The following is a 23,960-nucleotide window of genomic DNA, read 5'->3' as shown; positions in this document are numbered from 1 at the left end:
CGCAAACTCCTCGTCAGGCTCAACGCAAAGGCACGCGAAACGCGCGCGCACCTCGCGCATGCAGTTTGACAATCCAGATAGTCGCTCCACCACGCGCTGAAGAAGCGCGCGGTCCCCCTCCCCGTGCCGGGGAGGATTTAGGATTTCAGCCGATACCCGGTCTTGAAGATCCATCCGATCACGCCGAGGCACAGGATCATGAACAGCGCGGTGACGCCAAGGCTGATACCGACGCTGACATCGCCCTTGTCGAAGAAGCTCCAGCGGAAGCCGCTGACCAGATAGACCACCGGGTTGAACAGGCTGACCGTCTGCCAGGGCTGGGGCAGCATGCTGATCGAATAGAATGCGCCGCCCAGGAAGGTCAGCGGCGTGATCAGCAATGCGGGCACGAAGTTCAGTTGTTCGAAGCCCTTGGCCCATACGCCGATGATGAAGCCGAACAGGCTGAACGTCACGCTGGTCAGCACCAGGAACGCCAGCATCGCGAATGGATGCGCGATCGGCAGCGGCACGAACAGCATCGCGGTGAGCAGGATGATCACCCCGAGGATTACCGACTTGGTCGTCGCCGCGCCGACATAACCCAGCACCATCTCCATCGCCGATACCGGCGCGGAAAGCAGTTCGTACATCGTGCCGGTGAATTTGGGGAAGTAGATGCCGATCGAGGCGTTGGAGATGCTTTGCGTCAGCAGCGACATCATGATCAGTCCGGGTACGATGAAGCTGCCATAGCCGACGCCATCGACGGTCTGCATGCGGCTGCCGATCGCGCCGCCGAATACCACGAAGTAGAGCGAGGTGGTGATGACCGGCGTGACCAGGCTCTGCCATAGTGTGCGCAGCGAGCGCGCCATTTCGAAACGGTAGATCGCCCACACGCCATGAATGTTATAGCGGGGCGCGTTGAAACTGTGCCCGTTCATGCCGCCACCTTCTCGGCCTGGCCCTGTGCCACCAGGTCGACGAAAATATCCTCGAGCGATGATTTGCTCGTCTCGAGATCCTTGAAGCCGATGCCGATCTCGGCAAGCTTGCGCAGCAGCGACGGGATGCCGGTCCGCTCACTGGTCGCGTCGAATATATAAAGCAATTTCCTGCCCTCATCCTCCAGCTCGAGGTGCCATTCATCCAGTTCGGCGGGGATCGTGATCATCGGTTCCTGCAGTGAGATCAGCATCTGGCGCTTGCCCAGCCGCTTCATCAGCTCCGCCTTGCGCTCGACCAGGATCAGCTTGCCTTTGTCGATCACCCCGACCCGGTCGGCCATTTCCTCGGCCTCTTCGATATAATGGGTGGTGAGGATGATCGTCGTACCCTTGTCGCGCAGCCGGTGGATCAGTTTCCACATATCGCGACGCAGGGAAACGTCGACGCCCGCGGTCGGCTCGTCGAGGAACAATAGGTCGGGTTCGTGGCTCAGCGCCTTGGCGATCAGCACGCGGCGCTTCATGCCGCCGGACAATTCCATGATCCTGGCGTCGCGCTTGTCCCATAGCGACAGGTCGCGGAGGATCTCCTCGATATAGGCGTCATGGCCCGACCGGCCGAACAGGCGGCGGCTGAACTTGACCGTGGCCAGCACGGTTTCGAACATGTCGACCGATAATTCCTGCGGCACCAGCCCGACCAGCCGACGCGCGGCGCGAAATTCGCGGATCGCGTCATGCCCCATCACCGTGATGGTGCCGGTCGAGGGCGTGACGATGCCGCAAATGATACTGATCAGCGTCGTCTTGCCCGCGCCATTGGGCCCGAGCAGCGCGAAAATCTCGCCCTTGGCGATATCGAGGTCGACCGAATGCAGCGCGGTCGTGCCCGATCCATAGGTCTTGGATACGCCGCTGACGGAAAGAATGGTGTTCACTTGGCCCCCTTCAGGATGGGCCTTAGGTAGGGCGCGGCATGCCGGGCTTCAATCGGGTCCATCGCTTTTAGAGACGGTGCCGTTCCGACTTCCCCGCATTTTCATACCGAGCGGTCAGCCTGTTTGAAAATTCGCGAAAGGGCGAATTTCAAAGGCGGTTCCGGCCCGCTCCCCCTCCCGGCCACCCATTCAGGATATGCTGTGGGTGGCCGGGAGGGGGAGCGGGCCGGAACCGCCAAAACGCGCCTTCAGCGCATTTTCAAAACAGAGAACACTCTCAGCTCTTCTCGCGCGCCTGCTTGACCGCTTTTTCCAGTTCGTCGAGCGGCAGCGCCGCCGACACGACCTTGTTGCCGATCACCCAGCTTGGCGTGCCGTTCATGCCGAGTTGCTGCGCGATGCCGCGGTTCGCCGCGATCTCCGCTTCGGCACGCGGCGCCATCGCGGCCGCCCTGGTCATGTCCAGTCCGGCCTGTCTGGCGGCGGTGGCCATGCTTTGCGGCGTCAGCGGACCGCCGGCATAAAGCGCGTCATGCAGGACCTTGAACTTGCCTTGCGCGGCGGCGGCGAGGCTCAGCTTTGCCGCGACGACGCTTTCCTCGCTCAGGATCGGCAGTTCGCGGAACACCACTTTGATATTCGGATCGCGCTCGATCAGCTGCGCGATGGTCGGCAGGCTGGCGCGGCAATAACCGCAATTATAGTCGAAATATTCGACCAACGTGACATCGCCTTTTGGGTTGCCGATCCATGCGCCGTCGAACGGTTCGAGGATCGCCTTGCGGTTCGCGGCGATCGTCTTGCCCATTTCCCGATCGCGCAGCCGGTCCATCGCTTCGGGAATGATCTCCGGATGGGTCAGCACATAATCGCGCACCACCGCCTCGACCCGCGCCGTATCGGCCGCGCCGAGCGACCCTGGCGCGGCGCGCTGCAATCCCCACATCGCGCCCGCGCCGATCAGCGCGGCAAGCAGGACGACGCCGGCAAGCGCCAGCGGATTTCCGGTCAGTCTGGCGATCATCGGCGTTTGAACTTCTTTGGATTTTCATCGATGTCGTTCTGCGCGGTCATCGCAATGTCCTGCGCGCGAATCCAGTCGATGCTGTTGGGTGTGAGGCCCGCCATGGCGCCCCGCGCGGTATAGGCGGCGATCGGCGAATTGCCGTTCATGCTCGCTTGTTCGGCAGTCGCGAGCATGGCGCGCGGCTGGTCGCCGGTGCGATCATATACGGTGCCGAGCTGATACCAGGCGAACGGGTTCTGGTCGTCGCGCGCGACCGCCTGACGCAGCACTTTGACCGCCTCGGGATAATTGACCTTGTCCTCGGTCGCGATCAGCGCATGGCCGAAAGTGGTGGCGATGAGCGGGGAATTGTCCGACCGGTCGGTCGCCTCGCGCAGCGGCGCCAGCGCCTCGGCCGGCTTGCCCGCCTCGAGCAGGATCTGGCCCCTGATCTCGAGGAAATAGGGATCGTGCGAATCCGCCCTCAGTAGTGCCGCCGACTCCGCATCGGCCTTTTCGGGATAACCCGCCTTATGCCAGGCATAGGCACGGGCATAATGGGCGTAAACGCTCTGGTCCGTATCGGGGAAGATGTTCATCGTCGTCTTCGGATCGGCGACATAACCGCGCAGCTTGGCCTTGACGCGCTTGAACCGTTCTTCCAGCGGCAGATCAGGCTTGGCGGTCCAGGCCGGCCCGATTTGCAGGTCATGCGTCAAATTGGCGACGCGCTGCCCGCTCAGCGGATGGCTTTGCGCATAGGGATCGATATTGCCCACGCCATAGGCATATTCCTCGTTCTGCAGTTTCTTGAAGAAGCTGATCATGCCCCGGCCGCTGACCCCCGATGCGTTGAGATACCGCGCGCCGGCCGCATCTGCGGTCGATTCCTGGACCCGGGTGAAGGACAGGAACTTGCCCATCGCCGCTTGCTGGCCGGCCTGCATGATGCCCATCCCGGCCTCGCCAGCACCGGCCGCGATCGCCGCGAGGCCGAGCACCATGCTGAGGATCGAAATGCCCATCGCGGGCCGCGCGCCGGCGCTTTGCAGCACGACATGGCCGTCGGCGATATGGCCGAGTTCGTGGGCGATGACTCCCTGCACCTCATTGGCGTTGTCGGCCGCCTGGATCAGTCCCGAATGGACATAGACGGTCTGGCCGCCGGCGACGAAGGCGTTGATCGAATCATCGTTGATCAACACGACACGGACGTTGCGCGGGCTCAGGCCGGCGGCGAGAATCAACGGCCGCGACATGTCGTTGAACATCGCCTCGGTTTCCGCATCGCGCAGAATCGACTGCGCATAAGCGGGTTGCGCCCAGAGCAGGATGGAGGCCGCCAGACCAGCGATGAACCGCTTCATGCCCGACATATCGACACTTCTTCCGGTTGTGGCAACGGGGAAGGGCGGGATGTGGCGTCGTGCGGGTGAATGTGGGGTGAAGGGGGCAGGCAGGGTGTAGTCATGCCCCCTTAGTCCCCCTCACCTTCCCACGCTGCGCGCGGGCCCCTTCCTCTCCCACAGGGGAGAGGAGTTAAGAGGCGCAGCCAAATTCCCTCTCCCCTTGTGGGAGAGGGAGGGAGGAGCGAAGCGACGGAAGGGTGAGGGGGACTATCGGCGATCAAGACGCCACACCGCGCAGCCAACAAGGAAACGGCGGCAAAGGCATATCGCCTTCACCGCCGCTAACTCATCCTCTCGTCCTAAGGCGAACCAAGCTTACGCTCCGAATGTCCGCTGCCACCAGCCACGACGCGTCGAACCGGCCTCGCCGGGATCGGCATCGTTGGCCGCATCGTCCGGGCCTGTAGCCGCATCGGCAGGGGCTGCACCGTCTAGTCCGTCAGCGAGCGGGATGGCCCGCATATCGGATTCATCGGGTTGCGCAGCTTCGGCTGCCGCCCCGGCCTTTTTACGCGGGGCACGGCGCTTCGGCTTGGCGGCCGGCTCCTCGGCAACCAGTTCGGGAACCGGTGCCGCGGGCGGGGTTTCGACCGCGACAGCAGCCGCCTTGGGCTTGCGCGTCCGCTTCGGCTTGGCCGGTGCTTCGGCTTCGGCTTCCGCCACGGGCGCTTCGACCGGGGCTTCGGCGACAATTGCCGGTGCTTCGGCGGCATCGCGTGCCTTGGGACGACGGCGGCCCTTCTTTGGCGCTTCGACCGGCTCGGCTTCGACCTGCGGCTGTTCGGCTGGTGCTTCGGCAACAGCCTCGTCGGTGGCGATCACGTCGCCCGCCTCGTTGGTCCGCTCGCCTTCGTTGCGACGACCGCCGCGACGGCCCCGGCGTCCGCGACGACGACGACCTTCGCCGTCGCCGGCGGGCGCGTCGCCCATCGCTTCGACATCCCCAGTCTCGGTTGTTGCCTCGGCGTCCTCAAGGGCATCCTCGGCATCATCTTCGGCAGCGACACGCGCAGCTTCGGCATCGCCCTCGGGCGTGCCATCGCTCTCGGGCCGGTTGCGGCCGCGACGTCCGCGACGACGACGGCGGCGGCGCGAGCTGCCTTCATCGTCGCTCGAACGCTCGGAGCGCTCGCCGCGTTCACGCGGCTCACGTGCCTGGCGTGGTGCCTCGGCCTCTTCCTCTTCGACCTCCTCGTCGATCTCATCCTCGATATCCTCGGGGATATCATCGTCGTCGAGATCCTCGATCGGCGCGTCGAAGCGCGGTGCATGGGCCGGCGGCGGTCCGGAGACCTCCACCGCCATGCGCGCGCCTTCCTGTTCGCCGTCCGGCGCGACATCGATCTTCACGCCGTAGCGATCCTCGATCTCGGCCAGTTCCGCGCGCTTGCGGTTGAGCAAGTAGAATGCCGCTTCCATGCTGGCGCGCAGCGTGACTTCGGAACCACGGCCGCGTGCGGCCTCGTCCTCGATCATGCGCAGCGCCGACAGACCCGCCGACGACGCGGTGCGCACCAGGCCGGTGCCCTCGCAATGCGGGCATTGACGGGTCGAGGCTTCGAGTACGCCGGTGCGCAGGCGCTGACGGCTCATTTCCATCAGGCCGAAGCTGGAGATGCGGCCGACCTGGATGCGGGCGCGATCGTTCTTCAGCGCCTCCTTCATCGCCTTCTCGACCTTCCGAACGTTGGAACTATTGTCCATGTCGATAAAGTCGATGACGACGAGGCCGGCCATGTCGCGCAGGCGCAACTGGCGCGCGATTTCCTGCGTTGCTTCGAGATTGGTCGCGGTCGCGGTCTGCTCGATCGAATGCTCGCGCGTCGACCGGCCGGAGTTGATGTCGATCGACACCAATGCCTCGGTCGGGTTGATCACCAGGTAACCGCCCGATTTCAGCTGCACGACAGGATGATACATCGCGCCGAGCTGATCCTCGACATGCGCACGTTGGAACAGCGGCACCGGGTCGGAATAATGCTTCACCTTGCGCGCATGGCTCGGCATCAGCAGCTTCATGAAGTCCTTGGCGTGGCGATACCCGTCCTCGCCTTCGACGATCACTTCGTCGATCTCGCGATTATAGATGTCGCGGATCGCGCGCTTGATCAGGTCGCTGTCGCCATAGACCAGGGCCGGTGCCGACGATTGCAGCGTCGTGTCGCGAATGCCGTCCCACAGCCGCGCGAGATAATCGAAATCGCGCTTGATCTCGACCTTGGTGCGCTGAAGGCCGGCGGTGCGCACGATGCAGCCCATCGACGGCGGCAGCTTCATATCGGCCATGATCGACTTCAAACGCTTGCGGTCGCCCGCATTCGAAATCTTGCGGCTGATCCCGCCGCCATGCGACGTGTTGGGCATCAGCACGCAATAGCGGCCGGCAAGCGACAAATAAGTGGTCAGCGCCGCGCCCTTGTTGCCGCGCTCTTCCTTGACGACCTGAACCAGCAGCACCTGACGGCGGCGGATCACGTCCTGGATCTTGTAGCGGCGGCGCAGGTTCATGCGGCGCTCGCGCAGATCGTCGGCCGCATCGTCGGACGCGCCGCGCTTGCGACGACCGCGCGAACGGCCGCCCTCTTCGGCCGCCACTTCGGCACCGACGCCGCCATCATCCTCGAAACGCTCTACCGTGTCTTCGTCGATCTCGCCTTCGTGATCATGGTCGTGATCACCATGGTCGTGCTCATCGTCATAATCGTCGCCGTGCAGCTCGTCCTGGGCATCCAGTTCGGCGCGAAGTGCTGCTTCCTCGGCGGCATGCTCCGCCTCCTCGCGCAGCAACTCGTCGCGGTCTTCCTTGGGGATCTGATAATAATCGGGATGGATTTCGCTGAACGCCAAGAAGCCATGGCGATTGCCACCATAATCGATGAACGCCGCCTGCAGCGACGGTTCGACCCGAGTAACCTTGGCTAGATAGATATTCCCTTTGAGCTGTTTGCGCTCGGCGGACTCGAAATCAAACTCTTCGATCCGGTTCCCTTTGACGACCGCCACACGGGTTTCTTCCCGGTGGCGTGCGTCGATCAGCATACGCGTGGTCATTGACTATTCTCCGGGCGCGCGGTCCGGGGTATGGCCGAAACAGGCCGGGCCGGTCAGGCCGCGCGCGATTGTGATGGCCGTCTTGCCCGGCGAAAACGCCGCCTGGCCTGGACATGCCGCTGTTGTCGAAATGTGCCTCTGCTCGCAGCACACGCCCGGGCGCATGGCCCGTGGCACCTGACACGCCCACAAACCCGCCGGTCGAAACCGGTCGGTTGGGGCGGGAAAGGAAATGCGTCATTGCGAACTTCAACCTGGAAGGGCCGCGCCCAGAGAGGGGCGGCCAAGTAGACCGGATTGGGCGCGAACTTATGCGCTTGCCGGTGCGATTTCGCATCTAGCACCGGTCGTTGCGCGCAGCAACCGGCACGTTCCTGCAGGCTTTCCGGCAATATCATGCCCAACGGTGCGTTAACCCCGTCGCTTCACCGTGTCGGAAGGGACGGTGGTTTAGTCGGGCGATAGTCATTGTTGTTCGAATGGGACCCCCCGCCCATGTATTTTCGCTGGACCGCGCCACTATCGGCGCGGCATTACACTCGTGTGTCTTTCCTCCTGACCCTTCTGGCATGCTGGCTTGCCGGCACCCCCAGTTGGGCGGCGTCGGTGGAGCGTGTCGAAGTCAGGCACGACCGGATCGTGGTTAAGTTCGATGCGGCGGTCGTCGATGCGTCGATGTTCATGCTCGCCGGACCCAATCGCATCGCGCTCGACATAACCGGTGCGACTCCTGGCACGCGGGCCGACGCTGGCGGACCGATCAGCGCGGTGCGCCAGGCTGCGCGCGGCGACCAGGGCGCGCGGGTGGTTTTCGATCTCTCGCAGCCGGCGATCGTTACCGAGGGGCGTTTCGACAGCGACGGCCGCGAACTTACGCTGGAGCTGCGCACGGTCGACGATGCGAGTTTCGCGCGCGCCGCCGCCGAAGGGCGGATGAGCTTCCTGCCGCCGTTCAGCAGTTTTACCGCGGCTGCCGCGCCGCGGCGCTACCAACTCTCGATCCCGGTGCCCAAGCCAAGCAGGACGATGGTGCTGCCGACCGTCTATGGCGACGACAGCCGTCCGCTGGTGGTGATCGATGCCGGCCATGGCGGGGTCGATCCCGGCGCGATCTCGCCCGACAGCGGGTTGCGCGAAAAGGATGTGACCTTGCGCATCGCCAGGGCGATCCGCGACGAGTTGCTGCGTTCTGGACGGGTGCGCGTCGCACTCACGCGCGACGACGACCGCTTCCTGATCCTGCAGGAACGCTACGGCATCGCGCGCAAGCTGAAGGCGAACCTGTTTATCTCGATCCATTGCGACAGCGTCGGCGCGGGCCTCGCCAGTGGCGCGTCGGCCTATACCTTGTCCGAGGTCGCCTCCGACAAGGAATCGGCCCGGCTCGCGGCGCGCGAGAACAAGGCCGACATCATCTCGGGCGTGAATCTCGGCGATACGACGACCGATATCTCGTCGATCCTGATCGACCTGACGCAGCGCGAGACGATGAACAGTTCGGCGAGTTTCGCCCGGCTGCTCGGCCGCGAGGCGCAGCCGCTGATTCCGGTCAAGGCGAACTTCCACCGGATGGCATCGCTGGTCGTGCTCAAGGCGCCGGACATGCCGTCGATCCTGTTCGAGACAGGCTATATCTCCAACCCGAGCGACGCCGCATTCATCGATTCGCCCGATGGTCGCAAGCGCATCGCGCAAAGCGTACGGCGTGCAGTCGATGTCCATTTCGCCAGGCGGCTGGCGTCCAACTGAGCTTGCCCGCCGCCCCGGCAGGGCCAAGATGAACGGGCGTACGCGGGCCGACAAGGTTTGCGACAATTTTTGCACATCATTGGCACATCCGCGCGACACGCGAGTCTCATAACCCCTTTCAGGCCAACGAGATCGGCCGCGTAAAAGGAGTGAGGGTTATGAAGAAGATTACCATTTTGATCGCCAGCCTGGGCTTTGCCGCCACCGCGCTTCCCGTAGCCGCGAGCGCCGCGCCGGCCTGGCAGACGATCAACCATCGTCAGGCCAATCTGTATAACCGGATCGACCAGGGTATCCGTTCGGGCGCGCTCAACCGCGCCGAGGCGACCCGGCTGAAGACGCAGTTCCGTCAGCTCAACAATCTGGAAGCGCAGTATCGCCGCAGCCGTCCCGGCCTGACCATCGCCGAACGCCGCGATCTCGATCGGCGCTTCGATACGTTGAGCCAGCGCATCAAGATCCAGAAGCACGACCGTCAGGGCCGCCGCTACTAAGCACCGGACACTGACAAGACCGGAACGGCTCCGCCAGCGATGGCGGGGCCGTTTTCGTTGCGACGGTCGAGAGAGGAAGTTGGACCCCTGCTTTCGCGGGGGTGACGGAATAGGGGCAGCGCAAACGCCGAAATCAGCGCAGCGGCGTGCCCGAATCCTTCCAGCGATCGAGGATCTGCGAATCCCCCGGTAAGGCGTCCGGCGCGGCGACCGGGACATAACCGCCGGTCGGCATGCCGCTCTGCGCATAAGCGGGCTGGATCGACGTCGGTGCAGTGCGCGGTGCGGGCGGTACGGCGGCGACCGCGGCGAGGGTGACGGCCGGCATTTCCGCGCGTGGATGCGGGCCGGGAATCGGCTCGCCACCGCGATAGACCTGACGGAATGCGGCGGGCGTGCCCCAATAACCTTGCCAGCGATGGAAGAAATGCGCGCCGATTGCGGCGGTCATCACCAAGCTACGGTTCCACGACGGGGTCACCGCATAAGTATGATAATGCGTCGCCATGCCGACCGGGGCAGAGACGCCACCGTTGAGCGCCTGCGCGGCGACGCGCATCGCGCGTTCCCAATAGGCCTTGACCGGAATGCGCGCCATCGACCCGTCACAGGCATAGCTGAACTGGCAGCCGGTGGTGCGTTCCGACCCCTGATAGATCACGCCGCACACTGTCGCGGGAAAAGCGGGATGGCGCACGCGGTTGAGGATCACCTGCGCGACCGCCTGCTGGCCGGCATCGGGCTCGCTCGCCGCTTCGTAATAAATCGCCGCGGTCAGGCATTGCAGCGCGCGGCCGCGATCGGTGGCGCTGGCGAAGCGCATCGAAAAGGGTGCCGCCGCCTGGACCGAGGTATCGGCGGCGAGCGTCGCGGCCTCGGGCGGCAAAGGAAGGTCTGGCAGTGCGGCGGTGCCGGTCGTGCCCCTGGCGGGCGCGGCGTTCTCGTCGGCGACATAGAGATAGGCGGCGCCGGGAAAATGATCCTCGGTCTCATAGCCAACGGGGTGCGGCGCGACCGTCACCGGCTGCGCGCTCTGTTCGACGATCGCGCGGATCGCCGCATGCGCCGAGACACCGGCAAAGACCAGCGCGACGATCCCGACAACGCCGAGCTTGCCGATCCGCCGCATCCGCAACCAGTTGGTGATCGTCTCCAGCGTCAAGCAGCGCGCCTTTGGGCCAATATCGACTCACATCGAGTTCGATCGCGCCCGCATAGCGCGTCGGGCCTTAACAGGCTGCCCCCGATTTCGCGCCGTCCCGTAGCGAAACACTTGATGGTTAAGGTAATTCTTCGAGTCTTTGCCTCAAGGTAAGTCGCGAAGACTCAGTCGCGCTTCTTGCGCGACCGGTTGGCATAGAGCAAAGCCGCCGCCAGCGCGGCCGAACCGACGCCGATGCTGATCGGCAGGATCGGCCAGTTGCCGCTTTCGCGCGCCTCGTCGGCGGCGTCGGCGGCGGCGCGAGCGCGCTTCGCCTCGTGCGCGGCGGCTTCGATCTCGTTCATCTCGGGTACGCTGTCGTCGCTCACGCCATCATCCTTCACGTCGTCTTCACTCGCCCAATCTTCACTGGCCCAATCTTCACTGGCCCTTCTTCACATAACCCGCCCTGAACGCATCGGCGAAGATCTTGAGCCGTCCCTCAACGATCGCCGCGCGCAAATCGGCCATCAGCGCCTGGTAAAAATACAGGTTATGCTCGGTCATCAGCATCGCGCCAAGCATTTCGCCCGCGCGCACCAGATGATGGAGATAGGCGCGGCTCCAGGTCGCGCAGACCGGGCAGGCGCAGGCCGGGTCGATCGGCCCGCCATCCTCGCCGAATTTCGCGTTGCGGATGTTGATCGGCCCGACCCGCGTGAACGCCTGGCCGGTGCGGCCCGACCGGGTCGGCAGCACGCAGTCGAACATGTCGATGCCGCGTTCGACCGCGCCGACGATGTCGTCGGGCTTGCCCACGCCCATCAGATAGCGTGGCTTGTTCTCGGGCAATTGCCCCGGCGCGAAATCGAGACAGGCGAACATCGCTTCCTGTCCCTCGCCGACCGCAAGGCCGCCGACCGCATAGCCGTCGAAGCCGATCTCGATCAGCGCACCGGCGCTCTCGCCGCGCAGCCGCGGGTCGAGCGCACCTTGCTGGATGCCGAACAGCGCCGCGCCCTCGGCATGATCGCCACCGGCGTCGAACGCGGCGCGGCTGCGTTTCGCCCAGCGCATCGAGCGCGCCATCGCCGCCGCCTGCACTTCACGCGTCGAGGTGGTCGGGACCAGCTCGTCGAACGCCATGACGATATCGGAGCCAAGCAGTCGCTGGATCTCGATCGAACGCTCCGGGCTGAGCGTATGACGCGTGCCGTCGAGATGGCTCTTGAAGGTCACCCCGTCTTCCGACCGGGTGGTCAGGTCGGACAGGCTCATCACCTGATAGCCGCCCGAATCGGTCAGGATCGGCCGGTCCCAGCCCATGAAACCATGCAGACCGCCGAGCCGCGCGACCCGCTCCGCGCCAGGCCGCAACATCAGATGATAGGTATTGCCGAGGATGATGTCGGCGCCGCTTGCGCGCACGTCGGCCGGCTTCATTCCCTTGACCGTCGCGGCGGTGCCGACCGGCATGAAGGCAGGCGTGCGGATCGTGCCACGCCGCATGGCGATCTCGCCGCTACGCGCCTTGCCGTCGACGGCGTTGATGGTGAAGTCGAAACGGGGTTTAGTCATCGCTGATCCAATGGCGCGGGCCGAGCGGGGTGTCGATACCCGTTGCGCGGTTGAAAATGGGTCACCTCACTGAGCAGACGCGACCTCCAATACGCCAGCGAACGGAGGGGGAATCGGTCGCTCAACTTGTCGCGCAGGGCTTCCCCAGCACCAGATCGAGCACCTCGCCCGGCGTTTCGAATATCGCCTCGGGTGACAGGCGGGCCAGCGCGACGCGGTTGGCATAGCCCCACATCACCGCGCCGGCCCCAATCCCGACCTTGTGCGCGGCAGTGATGTCGCGGGTTTCGTCGCCGATCGAGAAGACCTGATCGGCGGGCAGCTTCGCGCGGCGCAGCACCCGGCGATAGCGTCGCGCCTTGCCGAACAGCGACGCGCCACATTCGAAATGCTCGATCCGGTCGGTGATCTCGCGCCCGAGAATGGCGCAGGCATTGCCTTGCGAATTGGACGTGACCAGCGCCAGCCGGACGCCGTTTGCGGCGAGTGTCTCGATCATCGCCGCGACGCCGTCGAACAGCGAAATGCGGTCGATCTGCGTGGCGAGCAGCGCATGGACATAACGTCCGATCGCGGGCAGCCGCCAGCGGGGCACGCGGAGGTAGCGGATCACCTCGCGGCTCGATCGCCCGCGCAGCATCTCGATCTCTTCGGGCCGGACGTGGCGAAAACGGAAGCGATCGGCCAGTTCGTCGGAGATCGACAGGAACCAGTCGCCGCTGTCCGCCAGCGTGCCATCGAAATCCAGGATCACCATCTTGTAACGCGACGCGGGCATCAGGCTCGATACCGCCGCCATGCCCGGCCCGCAATCGGCCCGTCTATGATGTCGGTCACGTGATCATGGCTTGCCGCCACGTTTGCCCCGGCCGACCGGATCGCGCAGGCCCGACTTGATCGTCAGCAGCTCGGCGCGCGTCGCCACACCGTCCTTATCGACATCGAAGCGCGCGAACTGCCGGGCGAACTGGTCCTGCATCTCAGGCAGCGTGATGCGGTCGTCATGATCGGCATCGACCGAGAAGGGACTGGGCAGGGCGTTGCGGTCGCCAAGCCATTTCAGCGCCCAGTCGCTATAGGCGATATAACCGATCGATCCGGTGCCGGCACCTTCGCTGGCGGCAAAGGATTTTTCGATAAAGGCGCTGAGTTCCGCCATCGTCACGCGCGCATCGCCATCGGCATCGCAGGCGGCGATCAGCAGCGCGACCGGCTCGGCGACGATCGTCGCGGCGGGCTGGCCGGGGCCGGGCGGGACGGAGGCGATCGGCGGCGTCTGCTGTGCCGAGGCCGGGATCGCGACGCCGAGCAGCAGGCAGGCGGGCAGCAGGGAGGCGGGCAATAAGGAAGCGGGCGGCAGGCGGCGCATCTTGGTCCTTTCAGGGGCTGGCGACGCCCATGGCCATGGCAGCGCCCATGACCATGGCAGCAATAGCCGGTTTGTCGGTGATGGCGATAGCGCGTTCGCACGGCCGTGCGTCGCGCTGTACTTGTCAGTATAGAACCAAGATGGCTCGTGTTGCGGTGGACAAATAGTCGGCGCGATCGCAGAAATTCGCCGACATCGAAAAATAGTCGGCGTGTCCGACTCGGTCGCTGTCGTCTGGTGGGGGCCATCCATGATGTATGATTTCTTGACCAATTCAGGTCGGCAACTAGCGCGAATGGCGATTCCGGTCGCGCTGCTCGGTGTCGCGATACTGGGCGGCTGCAGCCAATCCAATGCCATGGATGATGTAAGGCCCAGCCCGACCGCATCCGCGCCGGCATTCAGTTCGACCGTGCCGACCGACATCGCCAATCCCGCCGATCCGCAACAGGCCGCGCTGTTCGCCTGGCAGGAATTCATCGCGCTGACCTGGCCGGCCAAGACCAATCCCGCGGTGCCGTCGTCAGGCTATTTCCGCGGTCAGCCATCGCCGACCGATATGTCGGGCACGACCGGCCCGGGTGGCGTGACAGTGTGGGAGACCTTCTACCATCGCAACGAACTCTATCCCACCTATGCGTCCGGCGGCGGCAATATCCTGCCCGATCCGAATGCCGCGCCAGCCTATCAATATGGTGCGGCGACGACCATCGCCAAGGCGACGCCGCAGACCAGCCTCACCCTGTTCAACAATCTTGACGAGGCGAGCGAGATCACGCTGGCCAACATGTACCATACACCGTTCGCGGTCGCCGCGGAAGCGTTGAGCAAGTCCTTTCCCAACCCGACCCCGGCGCAGCAGCAGCAGATCCTCGATGCACAAACCAAGGCGAGTCTGGTCTATGAAGCCAAGGGCAACCCGCTGATCTTCAATTACCTGAAGGCGACGCAGTTCAACAATGCGGCGACGCGGCGCAAGGCCAAGGCGCAGGCGATCAACAAGATCACCAACATGCCGGTGACCGGCACGCCGTTCGAACTGCCGAGTGGCGCGATCGAGATCAAGGCGACGTGGCGGCGCTACGACAGCAAGCTCGACAATCTCAACGCCTTCCACTGGACCAAGGGCATTTATTACACGAAGACTGCGAGCGGCGGGCTGGTCGCCAACAACGATATCCTGTTGCTGATCGCGCTGCACATCATCCAGAAGACGCCCAACGTCCCGACTTTCACCTTCGCGACGTTCGAACATGTCAGCAACGAGGCCAACGGCTTCCGCTTCATCAACACCAATCCCCAGGTGGCCGGGCCAGCCGGTTATCCGCGCGCGCTGCCCGATCCGGGCATGATCACCGCCGCCCGGCAATTCCCCATTCCGGGTGCCGGCAGCCCGTTCAACCTGGTCGCTTATAACCAGACGATGCAGGCGCAGGTCCGAAGCATGTTCGGCGCGACCAATGTCTGGGCCAATTATCAGCTGATCGGTGTCCAGGCGGTGGTGCAGAACGACCCCGGCGGCGCGGTCCCGGCGCAGACATTTTTCCTGTCGAACTTCGCCACCGAGACCAACGACACGCTGCAATTCTTCCAGGGTGGACTGGGCGGCCCGAGCCAGAATGTGCCGGGCCCGAACACCGCGCACGTCGCCAAGCTGCAGGGCGGCAAATATGTCGGCTTTACCGCTGGCGGCTGCCTCGGTTGCCATGGATCGCAGGGACAGTTCCAGGGCGGCGATTTCAGCGTGATCGCGGCGACCGGCAACGCCTTCATCCCCGAACCCGTGCGGCCCTATCCCGGCGGACCGGTCGTCGCGCAGAACCCCGCCGGCTTCCCGTTGCCGCACTGACCTTCGCCACCGATCGACTCAACGCCCAATGCCCAATGTGCCCCCGAACCCGAGAGAAGGAATCCCGAGATGACGATCACGATCAGCAATTATGCCGACCTTCAAAAGAATCTGTCGGCACTCGTCGCGGCGAACAACCTGACGCCCGCGCTCGCGCCGCACGGTGTGTTCTATGAGGACCTCGACTATGATCAGTTCATCACCGACGACATGCCCGGCGTGCCCGGGTTCAAGATCGTCGAGGTCGGCAATGCCGCCGCGTCCAACATCGTCATGGCGCTGTCGGGCACGGCGGGCAGCCCGTTCGATCCCAACACCGGATCGATCGGCCCGATGCCCCAGCCATCGCCGCCCTATAACGCCGACACGCCGACCCAGGACGACATCATCGCGGCACTGACGGTGTGGATCAACGACGGCTGCCCCAACACTTAGAACGATCGGCATTCGATGCGGCGGCTGATGGCCGCCGCTCACGCCTTGGGCGTTACCCAGACCTCAACCGGCGCAACAAACTTGCCCGGCGCGGGCTTGCCGACATGGACGCGGTCGGCGGTGACGAGCTCGCCGGTCTCGAGGTTGAACGAGGCCCATGGCTTGGGCATGCGCCCGAAGGTCATGCGCTGGATCGGCTGTCCGGTGGACGTATTCATGATGGTCGCGGTGATGCTCATCGGGTGCCGATAGCGACGGCGGGGTGGCGGCGTCCAGCGGCTGGCGTGCAATTGTCAGGTTTTTATGTGGCCGGTTGATGAGGACCGCTGTGCGCCGCTTATCGTGTGGGATCGCGGGCCGGCGTTGGCGCAAGCCTCGGCCTGAACGCCAGATCGACCGGGCACATGACGTCTCGAAGAGCGCCGAGGCGATCAGGCTGACGCCGCTCCCCGGCACAAATGCCGGACCAACTATTTAGTGTGATGAGCGAAACAATGTTGGCCAGTCGCCCGGTTCGATCCCGCCGCAAGTCTGCTGAAGGGACATTTCCGAAAGGTGAAACGCTTCGCCGTCCCAGATCCAGCTTGCGGACATTCCGCAATCGGCGAGTCCACGCCCCTTGGCGGCCATGCTGAGCGTGCCAGTCTTCGGGTCGAAATCGCTTTCAGTGAAATAGGCTGCGTCAGATCGGTCGGGCTGGTTGCCCCGATAAGGCGTCGGTGCGATCAATCGTCGGGCGTGACCGCCGCCGCGAGGGGCGATGAATGCAAGCGATGACCCCTGATAAGCGCCCATGATGCAGGGAATAAATACCAGTGCCTGTTTTTTATCCAGTGCGTGGACCTCCGGCTCCATGACGTTGTCGATCGTGTCACAGCCTTCCTTGTCGAATGCAGCCTTTTGGTCGGAGCGAACCGCCGCGATCAAACGCTTTTCTTCACCACTTGCGAGGCTGGCATTGATCGGGTGAACGGCAATTTTCGGGAGCGGCGGAGCAACAGGAACGTGAGACGCCGGAGCGGACCCCGGCCGGAAGAGCGCCGTCATACCGTCCAATCTGCCCTGCCGCTCATCGAGCCGCAGCATCGCGGCGGTAAAGCCGTCGAGTAGCACTTCACCGGCGCCGCCAACGGTAATTTTTGAAGCGTTACGTAACCGCTGAACGAGTGCCCGGATCGCGATGATATCGTCGCTTGTTACGGAGGTTTCGTCGTCCGACACGGCAAGATTCCATACCGGCTTGGCCAGGCCCGCCGGCTGTCCATCAATGCTTATATCGGCAAGACTGAAATGATGATCGGCTCTAAGTGATACAGTGAGCGCCCCTTGCGGGCCTGCCTGTCGCTCGAATGTGATTTCGGCACCCCCACTCACGTCGGCAAAGCCCTTGGCAACGCAGGTGAGTGTGTTGTCGCAGACGACGAACCAGGATTTGTAAGTGTCATAGGATTGAATCGGGCGGCGCGGCGCAGCGGCGGCGATCGAGAGACACGAAAACAGAATGAAAAGAGCACATACCGCACGCGCGCTGTAAGAGTGTATGCGTTGCACGCGCCTTCTCCTCGCAGCCATATCGGAAGTCAGAGCGGATCTTCATAGATCGGTAGCGTCAAAATAGCCCCTGGATACGGCGCCATGGCTTTTACGAAATCGGTCGCAACCACACGATCCGCGCCGAAGCGGCCCTGCGGCTTTCGGCCAAATCGAGTCATGGCAGCAACAAGCTCGCATCCCCATAACTGTAAAACCGGTACCCGCTCCCGATCGCATGCGCATAAGCCGCCTGCATTCGCTCTCGCCCCATCAGCGCGCTGACCAGCATGAACAATGTCGAGCGCGGCAGGTGAAAATTGGTCATCAGCCCGTCCACGCCGCGAAAGCGGTAGCCCGGGGTGATGAAGATCGCCGTGTCGCCCTCGAACGGGCGAACCACGCCGTCTTCGCCGCTGGCGCTTTCGATCAGACGCAGGCTGGTCGTGCCGACTGCGATGACGCGGCCGCCGGCGGCGCGGACGGCGTTGAGGCGGTCGGCCGTCGCGGCGTCGATGCGGCCCCATTCGGCGTGCATCTTGTGCTCCGCCGTGTCATCGACCTTGACCGGCAGGAAAGTGCCCGCGCCGACATGCAGGGTCAGTGTCGCTTGCTCCACGCCCGCCACGGCCAGCGCGGTCATCAGCGCGGGGGTGAAGTGCAGCGCGGCGGTGGGGGCGGCGACCGCGCCTTTTTCCGCGGCGAACATCGTCTGATAATCTTCCGCGTCGCGCGCATCGGCGTCGCGGCGCGCAGCGATATAGGGCGGGAGCGGCATGCGGCCGGCGCGGTCGAGCAGGATTTCGACCGGTTCTTCACCGGTGAAGCTCAGCGCGAAGCTGCCATCGGCGGCGCGGTCGGCGGCGATCGCGGTGACGCCCTGGCCGAAATCGATCGTGTCGCCGTCGCGCAGCCGCTTCGCGTTGCGCACAAAGGCGCGCCAGCGCCGTGGTCCTTCGCGCTTGTGCAGCGTCGCGCCGATCTTCGCGCCGCCCGCATCGCGGTTCGCATCGGGGCCGCCATCGGCGCGCGGCGCTCGCACGCCCTCGAGCTGTGCCGGGATAACGCGCGTGTCGTTGAACACGAGCATGTCACCGCGACGCAGTTGCGCGGGCAGGTCGCCAACGTGCAGGTCGCGCGTCGCGCCATCCGTGCCCGCGCCTTCGAGCACGAGCAGACGCGCCGCGTCGCGCGGTTCGGCCGGCCGCAGCGCGATGCGCTCTGGCGGCAATTCGAAATCGAACAGATCGACCTTCATGCCGTTCCCGTCAGCCCCGCGCATGCGGGACGATGGTTACTTCTTTTTCGCAGTCGGTTTTTTCGGTGCGGGCTTTTTGGCGGCGGGCTTGGCGAGCTTGGGGCCAATTGCCTCGGTACCCGGCAAGATCACCGGCGCACCAAGCGCGGGTGCCGCGACGGGCGGTGCGGGGATATAACCCGGCGGATTGTCGGCCGCGACATAAGCGTGGAGGATGCGCGATGGGTTCATCGGCGGCTCGCCGCGTTCGATCGTGTCGACATATTGCATGCCCTCGATCACGCGACCGAACACGGTGTATTTCTTGTCGAGCGTCAGGCGCGGCTGAAACACGATGAAGAACTGGCTGTTGGCACTGCCCTCGGCCTTTTTCTTCGCCGCAGCATCGGCACCCTCAGGCGCGCCTTCGCGTGCGGCGGCGACCGCGCCGCGGACGTGCGGCAGGTAATTAAACTCTGCCGGCACGTCGGGCAGCGTCGATCCGCCGGTGCCGTTGCCCTTGGGATCGCCGGTCTGCGCCATGAACCCGTCGATCACGCGGTGGAACAACAGACCGTCATAGAAATGCTGGCGAGTCAGCATCTTGATCCGCTCTACCGACTTGGGCGCGACATCGGGACGCAGCCAGATGACCACCCGGCCGCCGGTCGACAAATCGAGATACAGCAGGTTTTCCTTGTCGGTCATCGACGCGACCGGCAGTCGCGGCGCGACGGCGGCGGTCTGCGCCGATACCGGTCCCGCGATCAGGGCCGAAAAACACACAATCAGGCTGGCAATCAAGCGCATCTTGGTCTCGCAATATCGAGTGATTAAGGGTGTCTAGAGCATATCGGTGCTTGCGCCAATCTGAACATTGGCGGCGATATCATGTGGTGCTTTTCGCTCTTCGTCCTCGGGAAAGCGAGGGTGGCGGTCGGGGATAGTCCGACTGCCGTCTTCACGAACCCTTGCGACCGATCTTCTCCACCCGTGCGACGACCTCGTCGCGAACGCGGGCGGGGACGAATTTATGGATGTCGCCGCCGAACAGCGCGATTTCCTTGACCAGCCGGCTGGCGATCGGCTGCAACGAGACATCGGCCATCAGGAACACCGTCTCGACGCGTGGATTGATCTGCTGGTTCATGCCCGCCATCTGATATTCATATTCGAAATCGGCGACCGCGCGCAGGCCACGCACGATGACCTTGGCGCCTTCGCGCTCGGCGAAATCCATCAACAGCGAATCGAACGCGACGACGTGAATCTCGCCGCCGACATCACCGACCTCGCGCTTGACCATCGCCAGCCGCTCTTCGAGGCTGAACATCGGCGATTTGGACGGGTTGGTGGTGACGCCGATGACCAGCCGGTCGACCAGCTTCGCGCCGCGCCGGATGATGTCCATATGCCCGAGCGTGACGGGGTCGAAAGTGCCGGGATAGACGCCGGTGCGAATGGTCATGTCATGCCTCCCACAGGCCGTCATGCCAGTGCAGGCCGGCATCTCGTGGTCCGAGTCTTGGTTCGGGCCGTAGCGCTGGTCCCATAGAGACCTCAGCTTTCGCTGGGGTGACGGCAGAATGTCTCACCGGTCGCGGTCCATCACGAAGCGGGCGATATCGCGGAGCAGGTCGGCCTCGGACCCGAAGCCCTGCAGATGCTCGATTGACTGATCGATCAGCATGCGCGCCTGACCGCGTGCACGGTCGAGCCCAAGCAATGACAGGAAGGTTTCCTTGCCCGCCGCCGCGTCCTTGCCGAGCTTCTTGCCCGCAACGGCCTCGTCGCCCTCGACGTCGAGGATGTCGTCGGCGATCTGGAAGGCGAGGCCGAGGTCGCGGGCATAACCGCGCAGCGGCGTGCGCTGTTCGGGCGGGACCTTGCCGAGGATCGCGCCGGCCTCGACCGAACAGGCGATCAGCGCGCCGGTCTTCATCGCCTGCAACCTTGTGACGGTGGGCAGGTCGAAGCTCGATTTCTCCGCTTCCAGGTCCATCATCTGGCCGCCGGCCATGCCGTTGGGCCCGGACGCGCGCGACAGGTCGGAAATCAATTCGACCCGGACATGCGGGTCGCCGTGCGTGGCGGGGTCGGCGAGGATCTCGAACGCCAGTGCGTGCAGGCAGTCACCGGCGAGAATCGCGGCCGCTTCGCCGAACAATTTATGCGCGGTCGGCTTGCCGCGACGCAGATCGTCGTCGTCCATCGCCGGCAGATCGTCATGGATCAGCGAATAGACATGGATGCACTCGATCGCGAGGCCGGTGCGACCGGCGCAATCGCGGTCGACGCCGAATAGCTGCGCGGTCGCCAGCGCGAGCAGCGGGCGGAGCCGTTTGCCGCCGCCGATCGCGGCATGGCGCATCGCGCGATACAGATCGGCACGGGGATCGTCGGGAATGGTCAGCAGCGCTTCGAAGCGCCGGTCGATATCGGTCGCGACCTCGCCCAGCGCGGCCTGCAGCGTCAGAGAGGTTGCGATCACGCGATCAGCCGGCGGCAAAGGGTGCGGTGCCGACCGGCCGGCCCTCGCCGTCGAGCCGGATCGCCTCGATCCGCGCCTGCGCCGCGTCGAGCCGCTCCTTGCAACGCAGCCGCAACTGGTCGCCGCGCTCGTACAGGCGGATCGCCTCTTCGAGCGGCGCATCCCCGCTTTCGAGGCGGGAGACGATCGCCTCCAGCTCCCTCAGTGCCGCTTCGAACGACAAGTCTTCGATCGCTTGTTCCATCGTGCCGCTATGCGGCAGGCGATATCAGGGGGTCAAGGATAGCCACTGGCCCCCAAGACTTTTGTGGGGGAGGCTTTTATGGGAGGTCACAACACCGCCGCGCCGTCGGCGGGCAGAACCCGAGAGTCGGAGTGCCCCATGTTCACCAGCATCAATCCAGCGACGGGCGAGGCCGGCGAATCGTTCGCCGAGCTGACCGCCGACGAGATCGAAGCCAGGGTGCAGCGGGCGCATGACGCGTTCCACGCATGGCGCACGACCGATTATGCGACGCGCACCGCGCTGCTGTCGGCGATCGCCGATCAGTTCGACGCCAACCGCCAGCGCCTGGCCGAGATCGCGGTGCGCGAAATGGGCAAGACGCTGAAATCCTCGCTCGCCGAAGTCGAGAAATGCGCCACCGGTTTCCGCCATTACGCGCAGGAAGGGCCGAACATGCTCGCTTCGCGTCAGTTCACCACCGCGACCGGCACCGCCACCGCGCGCTGGCTGCCGATCGGGCCGGTGCTCGCGGTGATGCCGTGGAATTTCCCTTATTGGCAGGTCGTGCGCTTCCTCGCGCCGACGATCATGGCGGGCAATGTCGGCCTGCTGAAACATGCATCGAGCGTGCAGGGTGTCGCGGCGGCGATCGATGAAATGGTCGTCGCGGCGGGCGCGCCGGCCGGCGTGTTTCAGAATCTCGCGATCAAATCGAACAAGGTCGATGCGCTGATCGCCGACGACCGTATCGTCGCGGTGACGCTGACCGGCAGCGAAGGCGCGGGGATGAAGGTCGCCGAGGCTGCCGGGCGCGCGCTGAAGAAGGTCGTGCTCGAACTGGGCGGCTCGGACCCGTTCATCGTCATGCCCTCGGCCGATCTCGACAAGGCAGTGAAGACCGCAGTCACCGCGCGCATCCAGAACACCGGCCAGTCATGCATCTGCGCCAAGCGGATGATCGTCCATGCCGACATCTATGACGAATTCCTGGAAAAGTTTACCGCGGGCATGGCGGCGGTCAAGGCCGGCGATCCGATGGCGGCCGACACCGATATGGGCCCATTGTCGAGCGAGGAGCAGCGCCAGACCGTGCTCGACCAGATCGCGACGATCAAAAAGGAAGGCGCGAGGCTGATCCTTGGCGGCGAGAAGCTGCCCGGCAAAGGGGCCTATATGTCGGCGGGCATTCTGGTGGATGTGCCGATGGATCATGCGGTCGCGCAGGAGGAATTGTTCGGGCCGGTCGCGATGGTCTTCAAGGCGGCGGACATCGATGCGGCGATCCGCCTCGCCAACGATGTCCCGTTCGGGCTGGGATCGTCGGTCTGGACCAACGACCCGGCCGAGCGCGAGCAGTTCGAGCGCTATATCGAAGCGGGCATGACCGCAGTGAACCAGATGCTCGCGAGCAATCCCGAGGCGCCGTTCGGCGGGATCAAGCGGTCGGGCCATGGGCGTGAGCTTGGGCCGTATGGATTGCACGAATTCATGAATTTGAAGACGGTGGTGGGGTAGGGAGGAAGCGGCTCCACCGGTCACGCCCGCGAAAGCGGGGATCCCGCTTCTTCTTTCTCTTTCCGTGGCCGGTTCAGGAACCAAGACAGCGGGACCCTCGCTTTCGCGGGGTGACGGACGGGTAGCGATTGGGGAACGACGGCCGGCTACGCCTATGCCGCCAGCGCTTGCCGCCCGAAATTCTCCGCCTGGCCCATGAACGTCGCGACGCCCGGCGTGGAAGGCCCGTGTGTCCAGCCCGGCGCGTCGAACACCGCGCCATGTTCGGGATTGGCGTAGATCACCAGCACCCGGCCGGTGCGATGGCGTAGCGCGCTTTCCAGCCGGTGCCGAACCACGGTCATGATCGTCGCATCGAACGGATTGTAGAAATAGGCGATGATGTCGCGTCCGCTCGGCACGAACATCGTCGCGTCGGCGCCGATCACCCGCGCGGTCGGCATGCCGGCGTGCTGTCCCCTGAAGCGCTCGATATTGGCGCGCGCCACATCGCACAGGCGTGACGACAATTCGATTCCCGTCACGCGCGCAAAGCCGAGCTCCATCGCCAGCATCATCACCCGACCCTTGCCGGCGCCATAGTCGATGAAATCATGGGCGGTCGGGTCCACGTCGAGCGCGGCGAGCGGATCGGTCAGCATGGTTGTGCTGCTTGGATCGTAGCGGCAACACCGCGCCATGCGCGACCGGGCGATTCCCAAATCATGGATGCTGACGCTCCGGCTGGTTTCCGTGCCCCAGCGCCGGTCGAATGCCAGATCGGCAACGCGCAGTGCGCGCCGTCCGCGCGAGAGGCCGGCGATGCCGTGCCGAATATTCTTGAAGATCAGTTGCAACACCTGGCCGGCACTACGGTTGCGCAACCGCGAACGAATCGATCGCATTTCATCTGTGCTCCCTTGGTCCGCGATCAAGGATTAGGTCATCACGCCATCGAAAGATGGATAAAACAAGGCTAATGGAGACGGTTAACGCGCCGAACAGGAAAGCGTGCCGGACTGGCACGGATG

General features: G+C 64.4%; 23 protein-coding genes and 1 pseudogene. 5 read left to right on the top strand and 19 right to left on the bottom strand.

What is annotated here, in order from left to right; genetic code table 11:
* Positions 1-137: 137 nt before the first annotated feature.
* From ACVWZA_RS19165 to ACVWZA_RS19140, 6 genes and pseudogenes are all read right to left on the bottom strand, one after another.
* Entirely contained in the window at positions 138-929 is a 792-nt protein-coding gene (locus ACVWZA_RS19165; RefSeq protein ID WP_457312964.1) for an ABC transporter permease, read from the bottom strand.
* Positions 926-1,870, bottom strand: coding sequence for an ABC transporter ATP-binding protein (locus ACVWZA_RS19160; RefSeq protein ID WP_457312963.1), 945 nt, complete (start codon positions 1,868-1,870; stop codon positions 926-928). Before ACVWZA_RS19160 ends, ACVWZA_RS19165 begins: the two co-directional genes overlap by 4 nt.
* 148 nt (positions 1,871-2,018) lie before the next feature.
* Positions 2,019-2,105 (bottom strand): annotated as a pseudogene (locus ACVWZA_RS19155) (hypothetical protein); the annotation flags it as partial.
* Between the two features lie 42 nt (positions 2,106-2,147).
* On the bottom strand, positions 2,148-2,894 hold the full coding sequence (locus ACVWZA_RS19150) for a DsbA family protein (RefSeq protein ID WP_457312962.1): 747 nt from the start codon (positions 2,892-2,894) through the stop codon (positions 2,148-2,150).
* Positions 2,891-4,243 carry a M48 family metalloprotease gene (locus ACVWZA_RS19145; RefSeq protein WP_457312968.1) on the bottom strand — a complete coding sequence of 451 codons (1,353 nt, stop codon included), beginning with the start codon at positions 4,241-4,243 and terminating at the stop codon, positions 2,891-2,893. Before ACVWZA_RS19145 ends, ACVWZA_RS19150 begins: the two co-directional genes overlap by 4 nt.
* A gap of 357 nt (positions 4,244-4,600) precedes the next feature.
* Positions 4,601-7,336: an Rne/Rng family ribonuclease gene (locus tag ACVWZA_RS19140; RefSeq protein WP_457312960.1), complete on the bottom strand. Its 2,736-nt coding sequence runs from the start codon at positions 7,334-7,336 to the stop codon at positions 4,601-4,603.
* 495 nt (positions 7,337-7,831) lie between these two features.
* On the opposite strand from ACVWZA_RS19140, the gene ACVWZA_RS19135 reads away from it, so the two are divergent.
* Positions 7,832-9,085, top strand: coding sequence for an N-acetylmuramoyl-L-alanine amidase (locus ACVWZA_RS19135; RefSeq protein WP_457312959.1), 1,254 nt, complete (start codon positions 7,832-7,834; stop codon positions 9,083-9,085).
* A 158-nt stretch (positions 9,086-9,243) separates the two neighbouring features.
* Positions 9,244-9,579 (top strand): hypothetical protein, encoded by a 336-nt coding sequence (locus tag ACVWZA_RS19130; protein ID WP_457312958.1) that lies wholly within the window; start codon positions 9,244-9,246, stop codon positions 9,577-9,579.
* Positions 9,580-9,712: 133 nt separating this feature from the next.
* On the opposite strand, the gene ACVWZA_RS19125 is transcribed toward ACVWZA_RS19130, so the two are convergent.
* The 5 genes from ACVWZA_RS19125 to ACVWZA_RS19105 all read right to left on the bottom strand — a co-directional run bounded on the left by ACVWZA_RS19125 (position 9,713) and on the right by ACVWZA_RS19105 (position 13,667).
* Positions 9,713-10,741 (bottom strand): cell wall hydrolase, encoded by a 1,029-nt coding sequence (locus ACVWZA_RS19125; RefSeq protein ID WP_457312957.1) that lies wholly within the window; start codon positions 10,739-10,741, stop codon positions 9,713-9,715.
* A 164-nt stretch (positions 10,742-10,905) separates the two neighbouring features.
* Complete coding sequence (locus tag ACVWZA_RS19120; RefSeq protein ID WP_457312956.1) at positions 10,906-11,109, bottom strand: hypothetical protein; 204 nt, start codon at positions 11,107-11,109, stop codon at positions 10,906-10,908.
* A 52-nt stretch (positions 11,110-11,161) separates the two neighbouring features.
* Positions 11,162-12,298, bottom strand: a complete 1,137-nt coding sequence (gene tgt / locus ACVWZA_RS19115; RefSeq protein ID WP_457312955.1) for a tRNA guanosine(34) transglycosylase Tgt — start codon at positions 12,296-12,298, stop codon at positions 11,162-11,164.
* A gap of 121 nt (positions 12,299-12,419) precedes the next feature.
* On the bottom strand, positions 12,420-13,097 hold the full coding sequence (locus ACVWZA_RS19110) for an HAD hydrolase-like protein (protein ID WP_457312954.1): 678 nt from the start codon (positions 13,095-13,097) through the stop codon (positions 12,420-12,422).
* 42 nt (positions 13,098-13,139) lie between these two features.
* Positions 13,140-13,667, bottom strand: coding sequence for an EF-hand domain-containing protein (locus tag ACVWZA_RS19105; protein ID WP_457312953.1), 528 nt, complete (start codon positions 13,665-13,667; stop codon positions 13,140-13,142).
* 250 nt (positions 13,668-13,917) lie between these two features.
* Between ACVWZA_RS19105 and ACVWZA_RS19100 the strand changes: the two genes are divergently transcribed.
* Together ACVWZA_RS19100 and ACVWZA_RS19095 are read left to right on the top strand one after the other, a co-directional pair.
* Positions 13,918-15,516, top strand: coding sequence for a hypothetical protein (locus tag ACVWZA_RS19100; RefSeq protein ID WP_457312952.1), 1,599 nt, complete (start codon positions 13,918-13,920; stop codon positions 15,514-15,516).
* A 69-nt stretch (positions 15,517-15,585) separates the two neighbouring features.
* Positions 15,586-15,951, top strand: a complete 366-nt coding sequence (locus tag ACVWZA_RS19095; protein WP_457312951.1) for a hypothetical protein — start codon at positions 15,586-15,588, stop codon at positions 15,949-15,951.
* 38 nt (positions 15,952-15,989) lie between these two features.
* Here ACVWZA_RS19095 and ACVWZA_RS19090 read toward each other — a convergent pair whose 3' ends face one another.
* The 7 genes from ACVWZA_RS19090 to ACVWZA_RS19060 all read right to left on the bottom strand — a co-directional run bounded on the left by ACVWZA_RS19090 (position 15,990) and on the right by ACVWZA_RS19060 (position 21,453).
* Positions 15,990-16,190 (bottom strand): hypothetical protein, encoded by a 201-nt coding sequence (locus ACVWZA_RS19090; protein WP_457312950.1) that lies wholly within the window; start codon positions 16,188-16,190, stop codon positions 15,990-15,992.
* A gap of 235 nt (positions 16,191-16,425) precedes the next feature.
* The gene (locus tag ACVWZA_RS19085) at positions 16,426-17,502 is read right to left on the bottom strand and encodes a DUF1176 domain-containing protein (protein ID WP_457312949.1); all 1,077 of its coding nucleotides are present in this window, start codon (positions 17,500-17,502) and stop codon (positions 16,426-16,428) included.
* A 157-nt stretch (positions 17,503-17,659) separates the two neighbouring features.
* Positions 17,660-18,739 carry a tRNA preQ1(34) S-adenosylmethionine ribosyltransferase-isomerase QueA gene (gene queA, locus ACVWZA_RS19080; protein WP_457312967.1) on the bottom strand — a complete coding sequence of 360 codons (1,080 nt, stop codon included), beginning with the start codon at positions 18,737-18,739 and terminating at the stop codon, positions 17,660-17,662.
* A gap of 36 nt (positions 18,740-18,775) precedes the next feature.
* Positions 18,776-19,528 carry a peptidylprolyl isomerase gene (locus tag ACVWZA_RS19075; protein WP_457312948.1) on the bottom strand — a complete coding sequence of 251 codons (753 nt, stop codon included), beginning with the start codon at positions 19,526-19,528 and terminating at the stop codon, positions 18,776-18,778.
* Between the two features lie 151 nt (positions 19,529-19,679).
* Positions 19,680-20,180, bottom strand: coding sequence for a pantetheine-phosphate adenylyltransferase (gene coaD, locus ACVWZA_RS19070; RefSeq protein ID WP_457312966.1), 501 nt, complete (start codon positions 20,178-20,180; stop codon positions 19,680-19,682).
* Between the two features lie 129 nt (positions 20,181-20,309).
* Complete coding sequence (locus ACVWZA_RS19065) at positions 20,310-21,209, bottom strand: polyprenyl synthetase family protein (RefSeq protein WP_457312947.1); 900 nt, start codon at positions 21,207-21,209, stop codon at positions 20,310-20,312.
* Positions 21,210-21,213: 4 nt separating this feature from the next.
* Positions 21,214-21,453, bottom strand: a complete 240-nt coding sequence (locus ACVWZA_RS19060) for an exodeoxyribonuclease VII small subunit (protein ID WP_457312946.1) — start codon at positions 21,451-21,453, stop codon at positions 21,214-21,216.
* A gap of 138 nt (positions 21,454-21,591) precedes the next feature.
* On the opposite strand from ACVWZA_RS19060, the gene ACVWZA_RS19055 reads away from it, so the two are divergent.
* Positions 21,592-22,950, top strand: a complete 1,359-nt coding sequence (locus tag ACVWZA_RS19055) for an NAD-dependent succinate-semialdehyde dehydrogenase (protein ID WP_457312945.1) — start codon at positions 21,592-21,594, stop codon at positions 22,948-22,950.
* Positions 22,951-23,102: 152 nt separating this feature from the next.
* Here the strand turns inward: ACVWZA_RS19055 and ACVWZA_RS19050 are convergent, their stop codons facing one another.
* A complete protein-coding gene (locus tag ACVWZA_RS19050; RefSeq protein ID WP_457312944.1) occupies positions 23,103-23,834 on the bottom strand; it encodes a class I SAM-dependent methyltransferase in 732 nt (243 codons plus the stop codon).
* Positions 23,835-23,960: the final 126 nt, after the last annotated feature.

The sequence above is a fragment of the Sphingomonas sp. UYAg733 genome, from assembly GCF_054057355.1.
Note: the sequence above shows the minus strand (reverse complement) of the source record. Positions and strands in the feature narration are given on the sequence as shown.

What these genes read in the sequence shown, in the direction of transcription:
- ACVWZA_RS19165 (WP_457312964.1), bottom strand. Translation starts at nt 929, where the DNA reads ATGAACGGGCACAGTTTCAACGCGCCCCGCTATAACATTCATGGCGTG.
- ACVWZA_RS19150 (WP_457312962.1), bottom strand. Translation starts at nt 2,894, where the DNA reads ATGATCGCCAGACTGACCGGAAATCCGCTGGCGCTTGCCGGCGTCGTC.
- ACVWZA_RS19145 (WP_457312968.1), bottom strand. Translation starts at nt 4,243, where the DNA reads ATGAAGCGGTTCATCGCTGGTCTGGCGGCCTCCATCCTGCTCTGGGCG.
- ACVWZA_RS19140 (WP_457312960.1), bottom strand. Translation starts at nt 7,336, where the DNA reads ATGACCACGCGTATGCTGATCGACGCACGCCACCGGGAAGAAACCCGT.
- ACVWZA_RS19135 (WP_457312959.1), top strand. Translation starts at nt 7,832, where the DNA reads ATGTATTTTCGCTGGACCGCGCCACTATCGGCGCGGCATTACACTCGT.
- ACVWZA_RS19130 (WP_457312958.1), top strand. Translation starts at nt 9,244, where the DNA reads ATGAAGAAGATTACCATTTTGATCGCCAGCCTGGGCTTTGCCGCCACC.
- tgt (WP_457312955.1), bottom strand. Translation starts at nt 12,298, where the DNA reads ATGACTAAACCCCGTTTCGACTTCACCATCAACGCCGTCGACGGCAAG.
- ACVWZA_RS19110 (WP_457312954.1), bottom strand. Translation starts at nt 13,097, where the DNA reads ATGGCGGCGGTATCGAGCCTGATGCCCGCGTCGCGTTACAAGATGGTG.
- ACVWZA_RS19105 (WP_457312953.1), bottom strand. Translation starts at nt 13,667, where the DNA reads ATGCGCCGCCTGCCGCCCGCTTCCTTATTGCCCGCCTCCCTGCTGCCC.
- ACVWZA_RS19100 (WP_457312952.1), top strand. Translation starts at nt 13,918, where the DNA reads ATGATGTATGATTTCTTGACCAATTCAGGTCGGCAACTAGCGCGAATG.
- ACVWZA_RS19095 (WP_457312951.1), top strand. Translation starts at nt 15,586, where the DNA reads ATGACGATCACGATCAGCAATTATGCCGACCTTCAAAAGAATCTGTCG.
- ACVWZA_RS19090 (WP_457312950.1), bottom strand. Translation starts at nt 16,190, where the DNA reads ATGAGCATCACCGCGACCATCATGAATACGTCCACCGGACAGCCGATC.
- queA (WP_457312967.1), bottom strand. Translation starts at nt 18,739, where the DNA reads ATGAAGGTCGATCTGTTCGATTTCGAATTGCCGCCAGAGCGCATCGCG.
- ACVWZA_RS19075 (WP_457312948.1), bottom strand. Translation starts at nt 19,528, where the DNA reads ATGCGCTTGATTGCCAGCCTGATTGTGTGTTTTTCGGCCCTGATCGCG.
- ACVWZA_RS19060 (WP_457312946.1), bottom strand. Translation starts at nt 21,453, where the DNA reads ATGGAACAAGCGATCGAAGACTTGTCGTTCGAAGCGGCACTGAGGGAG.
- ACVWZA_RS19055 (WP_457312945.1), top strand. Translation starts at nt 21,592, where the DNA reads ATGTTCACCAGCATCAATCCAGCGACGGGCGAGGCCGGCGAATCGTTC.
- ACVWZA_RS19050 (WP_457312944.1), bottom strand. Translation starts at nt 23,834, where the DNA reads ATGCGATCGATTCGTTCGCGGTTGCGCAACCGTAGTGCCGGCCAGGTG.